Source organism: Methylomonas rivi, assembly GCF_024505165.1.
Taxonomy (GTDB): Bacteria; Pseudomonadota; Gammaproteobacteria; order Methylococcales; family Methylomonadaceae; genus Methylomonas; species Methylomonas rivi.
Genome location: NZ_JANIBK010000177.1, coordinates 1 through 6,700, shown reverse-complemented (window position 1 = coordinate 6,700; position 6,700 = coordinate 1). Strand labels below are relative to the sequence as shown.

Annotated in this window: 6 protein-coding genes; all 6 read right to left on the bottom strand. The window is 54.9% G+C overall.

The window, feature by feature from the left end:
• On the bottom strand, nucleotides 1-303 hold a 303-nt coding region (locus NP596_RS18960), incomplete at its 3' end, for a FecR/PupR family sigma factor regulator (protein WP_256616971.1).
• A 72-nt stretch (nucleotides 304-375) separates the two neighbouring features.
• On the bottom strand, nucleotides 376-903 hold the full coding sequence (locus NP596_RS18955; protein WP_256616970.1) for an RNA polymerase sigma factor: 528 nt from the start codon (nucleotides 901-903) through the stop codon (nucleotides 376-378).
• A 431-nt stretch (nucleotides 904-1,334) separates the two neighbouring features.
• Nucleotides 1,335-2,567 (bottom strand): PepSY-associated TM helix domain-containing protein, encoded by a 1,233-nt coding sequence (locus NP596_RS18950; protein WP_256616969.1) that lies wholly within the window; start codon nucleotides 2,565-2,567, stop codon nucleotides 1,335-1,337.
• Between the two features lie 117 nt (nucleotides 2,568-2,684).
• Nucleotides 2,685-5,258 carry a TonB-dependent siderophore receptor gene (locus tag NP596_RS18945; RefSeq protein ID WP_256616968.1) on the bottom strand — a complete coding sequence of 858 codons (2,574 nt, stop codon included), beginning with the start codon at nucleotides 5,256-5,258 and terminating at the stop codon, nucleotides 2,685-2,687.
• A 305-nt stretch (nucleotides 5,259-5,563) separates the two neighbouring features.
• Nucleotides 5,564-5,848: a type II toxin-antitoxin system Phd/YefM family antitoxin gene (locus tag NP596_RS18940; RefSeq protein WP_256616967.1), complete on the bottom strand. Its 285-nt coding sequence runs from the start codon at nucleotides 5,846-5,848 to the stop codon at nucleotides 5,564-5,566.
• Between the two features lie 90 nt (nucleotides 5,849-5,938).
• A partial coding sequence (locus tag NP596_RS18935; protein ID WP_256616966.1) for a FecR family protein occupies nucleotides 5,939-6,700 on the bottom strand: 762 nt, incomplete at its 5' end.

The window sequence follows — 6,700 nt, the reverse complement described above, 5'->3', positions numbered from 1 at the left end:
GATTCCCAGCAGCAGGGCGGCCGCGGCACTGTAAGCGGCCGGTTTGCGCCAGACCGCCGGCCCGGCCTTCGGCCGATAGCGCAAAGCCTCGTCGCGAGCTGGAAAGGACGCCCCCTTGAATTGTTCCAGCCAGGCCCATTGCGCTTCGGCTTGCCGATATGCCTGTCGATGGCTGGGGTTCGCCGCCAGCCAGTCGGAAAAAGTTCGTTGTAACTCGCCATCGTTCGGCGCTTCGCGCACGCGCAGCAGCCAGGCTATCGCTTGGTCCAACAAGGCTTGATTACAAGGCGAAGAATCGGGCACGCGGGTTTCTGTTGACTGGGTTAAGGTGTGGGGCAGTTTAGCTGACATTGTTATAGACGGCTAATATTCCGATTACAGCCAATCCCGATCACGCACAGCGGCCAGCCGGGCGCTGATGTGCTGCATGGCCAGCATCACATAGCGTTCGGAGCAACGTACCGAAATCCCCAGCCGGGCGGCAATTTCCGCGTGCGAACAACCTTCGATTCGATACAGCACAAAGGCGTGGCGGCGCAACGCCGGCAGTTCCTCCAGCCAGCTGTTGAATTGTTCCAGTTGTTGCCGGGTTTGCCAGTATTGCTCCGGCGATACCTGCCGGTCGGCGATCTGTTCGATGTCGGCGTCCGGCTCGTCGTAACGTTCCCGGGTTTCGCGGCGGCGGTGGCGGTCCACGGTCAGGTTGGCGGCGGTTTGAAACAAAAACGCCCGATGATTCTGTATGGTTTCGGGCTCGGGATATTGCGAAAGCCGTAAAAAGGCTTCCTGCACAATATCGGCCACATCCTGCTCCCTGGGCCAGCGGCCGCGCAGGAAGGCGCTGATTTCATGGGCGTGCCGCAGAAACAGCGTGTGCAGAAATCCCGGCGAGTGGTTGGACATGGAAGACGATGAGTTTCAGCGGCTAAAGAGGCTATTACAGCAATAACCGAGCCAAATACCGGCGCGGCCGTCGGTGACCGGGCATTATCGCGGCTCGTGGCTAAGGCGGCGGCCTTCGATGCCGCCAATAGGCGTTCTCTTGCTGGAAGGCGGGAACCAAGAGTGGTTGAATTGCGCGATATGACCTATCGGGCGCTCGCTATTGCGGCAAATGGCGCGGCCCGGGCCGATCCCGGATTTCGTGCCGCTTCACCCAAGCTACATTGCTGAATATAAGTGAAACAGTGCGTGGGTTGGGAGGTGGCGACAAGAACCCCCCAACCGTTCAGCCGCCGGCCAACCGCGAAAACGAGGCAATTAGCCGACAATACGGCCAATGATAGGCAAAGGCCAAACCGATCAAGCATGTTGGGGTTCGTTGCCTTGCCGCCCTACAAACCCGACGTACGGGGTTTGGCGCGTTTGGCGCGGCGTTTTTGCAGCCAGCGGATGACGCCGGTGACGAACAAAACCGGGCAGGCCAAGCCGGTGATGAACACCAGAATCCGTCCGGTCATGCCGAAGGCTTGGCCGGAATGCAAGGGCCATTGCCAATGGGTGAAGATTTCGCCAGCGGTTGCGGTCGGCAAGCTGGGGTCGTCCAGGTCGAGAATTTTACCCGAGTAACGGTCGATCACCGTGCAGCGGCGTTGCAACAGACTGCCCGGCGCATCGATGCCGTCCTGGCAAACCGTATAGGTCTGGGTCGGATTCGGCGCGCCGTATATCCAGTGTGGCCGACCTTGCGGGTATTGTTCCATTGCAATCGCCACCGCTTGATCCATACCGATGGCCTGCGCGTTTTGAGCCGGCGGCGTGGACTGAAACCAGTAACGGTAGGTCACCGGCGAAAATAACTCCAGCACCGGCACCACGTTATGCGGCAACACCATGTAAATGCCGGAGAACAGCACCGGCAGCATCACCAGCGCCGTGTAAAAACCGCTGATTTTATGCAGGTCGTAGTTGAGGCGCACCGGACCGGAACCGGCTTTGAAGAATAAAGCTTGCCGCCAGTTTCCGGTCAAGGGCCACCAGACGATCAGGCCGGTTAAGGTAGAAATGATCAATAATGTCGCGGACACGCCGACCACCAAATCGCCGATTTCCGGCGGCATCAGTAAATCGTAGTGCAGTTCGAATATTAAATTGATAAATGTGGCCGGCAACCAATCATGTGACCGCTTCGCCAACAGCTTGCCGGTTGCCTTGGCAGTGTAGGGATTAACGCCAACCAGCCAACTTTCCTCTCCGTCCGCGACCGGCAACACGAAATTGAGTTTGACGGCTGCATTAGCGTTGCGCGGATAGGTCGCGAAATGATGCTTGGCTTGGGGCTGCATCGCCGCTTTACCGGCGGCAAAGATGTCCGCCAGCGGCCGGTATTGACCTTCCATCGGACGTTCAACCGTCAGCAAATCCGGATGCAACCATTCGTTGAGTTCGGCATGAAACACCAGGATGCTGCCGGTGATGCCATAAATCGACAACAAGAAGCCAAGTATCAGTCCGAGCCAGAGATGCACCTGCAGCCAAAGTTTGCGGCGGGTTTTTAATCGAACCAAACTCCCGCTTGTTGATTCTGTACGCGACGTCGTTACGGTTCCAATGATTTCGCTACTCATAATTACCAAGAAAAATCGTAGGTCACGTTGCCGTGTTAGCGGTTACGTGACCTATCAATGCCCAAAAAGTCAGGGAACGCTGCGCGCACCCTGACCTACGTAACTACGCGGGCTGGATTAATATTCCAATCTAATCGAACCCATTGCAAACAACGGACTGCCCGGATAAACGCCTAAACGCGGCGACAGGTTTAAATTGGGGTCGGTCGATTCGTAATAGGTTTTGTCCAACAAGTTGCGGATGTTAAATTGCGCGGTCAATTTGGAATCGCCCACTTTCCATTGGTAAGCCGTAAAGGCGTCGAGGCGCACATAACCCGGCAGTTGAAAAGAGCCTTCGTTATCGCCTTCCTGCTGCCCGGCCGCATAGGCACCGATGCCGAAACTCAAACCTCTGAATAGTTCATTCCGTTTAATATCGTATTTCAGCCAAAGACTGCCCGCATGCTCGGGCACATTGGGCATGCGTTTACCTTCATAACCATTCAATTGACCATTCAGAGTCCGGTTATCGGCAATAATTCGCGCATCGGTATACGCATAATTACCGATCAGGCTCAATTCTTCGCTAAGTTGTCCGGCAACATCCAGCTCAATGCCTTGGCTTCTTTGTTTGCCGAGCGCCACGCTATCGTTCGGATCCGGCGTAGTCAGATCGGGGGTTAACAGGTTTTCTTTGCTTAGGTGATAATAGGCGACGGTGGTAGACAGGCGTTTATCAAACCACTCGGTTTTGAAACCCGTCTCGAATTGCTCGCCAATTTGCGGGTCGAAGGACGCGCCCGTGGAAGATATGCCATTATTCGCCCCAAACGATGTGGTCCAGTTTCCGTATACGCTTAACCAATCCAATGGCTGGTAAAGAATACCTACCCGGGGGCTAAAACCAGCGTCTTTTCGCAAAATGCTTGGGGATGAATTTTCCACCGCCTCGTTGGCCGCAGCGAAAGACTCCCTGTAAGCCCTGCCGGTCTCGGTCCAGTCGTAACGGCCGCCGCCCAGGATATGCACTTTATCCCACAGAATAATATGATCCTGGAAATAAGCGCCGTGCCATTCGTCTTTAAAAACTGAAAAATTGCTACCGCTATCGAACGATTCAGTAGTCGAAACTGCGTTACCAAACACGCTCGGTTCGATTCCGTAACTCGGGCCTGGGTTATAGATATTGATGTTTAACGCCGCATTAGCCGTATCGTAAAAACCTTGCGTGTGATATTTCGTAAACGATCTTAAATAATCGTATCCCACTAATATTTCGTGCTTAGTAACGCCCAGTTGAAACTTGCCGGTCAAATCGAGATTGGTGGCATACGATTCCGTGTCCTGACTCTGAAAAAAAACATTGCGTTGCAGGTCTCCGGTCGCTTCATTCAACGCATTTCCGAACGCAGGTGCCGGGTTGATGAATGTTTCTTCGGAGTTTGTACGCTGCATCAAAAAACGGTTGTGGATTACCCACGAGTCATTGAGCCGATGCGTCAATTCGGTATTCAAATTGACTTTTGAAGCATGATCCACCGGGTCGTTGGGATCGCTGAAAGTCCGGCTGATCGGGATGGAGGCCGGACGCGTGCCGACTACCGGAATACCGAAGTCAGCTTGATAATCCTGATCGATACCTTCCACTTCGACGGTAAAATCCGTGGCATCGGTAGGCCGCCAGGTGATACTGCCGTCGGCCATGGTGCGGTCTTTAAAAACAAAGTCGCGGAAAGAATTACTGCTCAGGTGTGAGCCGTTGAATCGATACAGCAGTTCGCCGTCTTTAGTCACCGGTCCGGTGGCATCCCACTGGGTACGATAGAAATTGTACGAGCCGAACTGTTGCTCCACGGAGTAATACGGCGTATCAAGCGGTTTTTTTGTGCTCAGGTTGATCAAGCCGCCGGGTTCGATGCGGCCGAATAAAATGGAAGCCGGGCCTTTCAATACTTCCATGCGTTCAAGATTTGCCGTATCAAAGAAACTGGGAAAGTTGGCATTTGTACCGTTGGCAACCAAGCCGTTTCGAAAAAATTTGGGTTGTCTAAAACCTCTAATCAGAAATCCGACATCATTTCCCAAGGTAGGCTGAGGTCTTACGCTGCTGACATTTTCCAACGCATCCTTAATAGTCACGGATTTTTGATCGTTCATCACGGCTCTTGGTACCACTTGAATCGACATGGGGGTTTCCATGATCGGCGTATCGGTCTTGGTGGCGGTTCTGGCGCTCGCGCGGTTGTAGTTGGGATTGTACGGATCGCTGTCGGCATAGCCGGATTTTCCCGTCACCGTCACCGCCGGCATGAGGGTACTGGATTGAGGTTCCACCACCGCTATTTTTTCCAGCGTGACGGTGTTGCCGCTGTTGAATCGGTAACCAATTCCCGATCCCGCCAGCAACCGCTTCAAGGCGCCTTCCACCGAATATCGGCCGCTAACGCCCGGCGAGCTGATGCCCTTGACCATCTCCGAGTTATAAACAAATTGTACGCCGGACTGTTCGGCCAACGCGCTTAGCGCGGAATACAAAGGCTGGGGGGCGATGTCGAAGCCGCGGTCGGTGCTGGCGGCCGGAGTTTCGGCGTGTGTGCCGGAGGGTGCGGCAAGTGCCAGCCAGCCCAGGCAAAGCGGCAGTAGGCCTATGGCGGCCGAGTGCTTTGCACGGGTTTTAACCGTTCGGCTTGGGGTTCCATTTTTTCTCATGTGTTGTCCTCGGTTGAAGTATTCAAGCAGAGAACGGTTGGCGGGCGGGGTAGCCGTACTATTAACGCTGCGGCAAATTGTCGCGGTTGTGTTTGGAGGGGTTTAGTTCAGATTGGAACCAGTTATGAACCGTTAGATTTTGAAAGCCGGCAAAATCAGGCGTATTGCGGGTAACCAAGATTAGATTATTCACTGCCGCAATCGCGGCAATCTCGCCATCGGCATAAGCGCAAGCTTGTCCATTAGGCCGGCATCAGGCTCCAGGCGCGCCGGTTCCGAGAGAATGTTGCTATCCAACAAGTAGATTATTCTGCCCATGAAAAATCCCGGCAACTGTCCTTGTCGCGTAACTCATCCAGTTCGGCATCGTTAAAGCCAATGTTTATCCGCCCGTCGCGTTGCTCGCGCCAGTTCATAATGGCCTGATACAGTTTTTTGTTCGGCTGGATGAGTTTTTGATAGTAGGCTTGCGACAGGATAACGGCAACGGCCTTGCCGTAGCGGGTTAATTGAATGGGCTCATTGCCGTCGAGTTGAGCGATTAGTTGCGACAGATTATTTTTGGCGTCGGCGATAGTGCTGGTTTTCATAAGGCCGTCCGATAGTTATGGCTAAGATGCTGGCTATCATAGACTTGTCGTTGGTAAATGACTACGAGTCAACCGGACGAATTTCCTGGCTCAAGAGCGCAAAAACACCCACGGCCCGGCGTGAATGACCTGGATAGGCAACGTTTGTTGCAAAGCCTCCAGCCAAGCGTCTATGTGTTGAATATCGATGGCGGCGTTGACTTCCCGTTCGCCCAATTCAGGGTCCAGCAAGCGGATTTGGCTGCGCCGGTAGCGGTTGATTTCCGCAACCACTTGCTTCAACGGCACGAAGTTCATCAACAAACGCCCGCGGCGCCAGGCGTCGGTGTTGCTTAGGTCTACCGCGCGCGGCACGTCAAGCGTTTCGGCGTCGAACGCCAACTGTTGACCGGGTTGCAGTACCGCGCTGTCGATTTGGACGCCGCGCGCGGACGGACGGCTGGTCCGCACCGTGCCTTGCTGAAGTGTAACCGCGCCGGTTTCGCCGTCGTAACGGACGATAAACCGGGTGCCCAACGCTTCCGTGGTTACGGAACCCGCCGTCACGCGAAACGGCCGGCTGGGGTCATGCGCCACCTCGAACTCGGCTTCGCCGTGTAATAGTGCCACGCGGCGCTCGTCCGCGCCTATCGTTACATCAACAGCGGTATCGGTATTCAGGTACGCGATACTGCCGTCGGCCAGCTTGATCGCAGTCTGTTCGCCAATCCGGGTGCGATAATCGGCCAACGGGTGTTGCAGATAATCCGGGTAAAAACCGGTCATGACCGCCAACAGCAACGACGCGGCGGCGGCCAGATTCAGTCCGCGCCTTAGCAGGCCTGTGCGCCGCTGTCTGGCGGCAATGGCTTG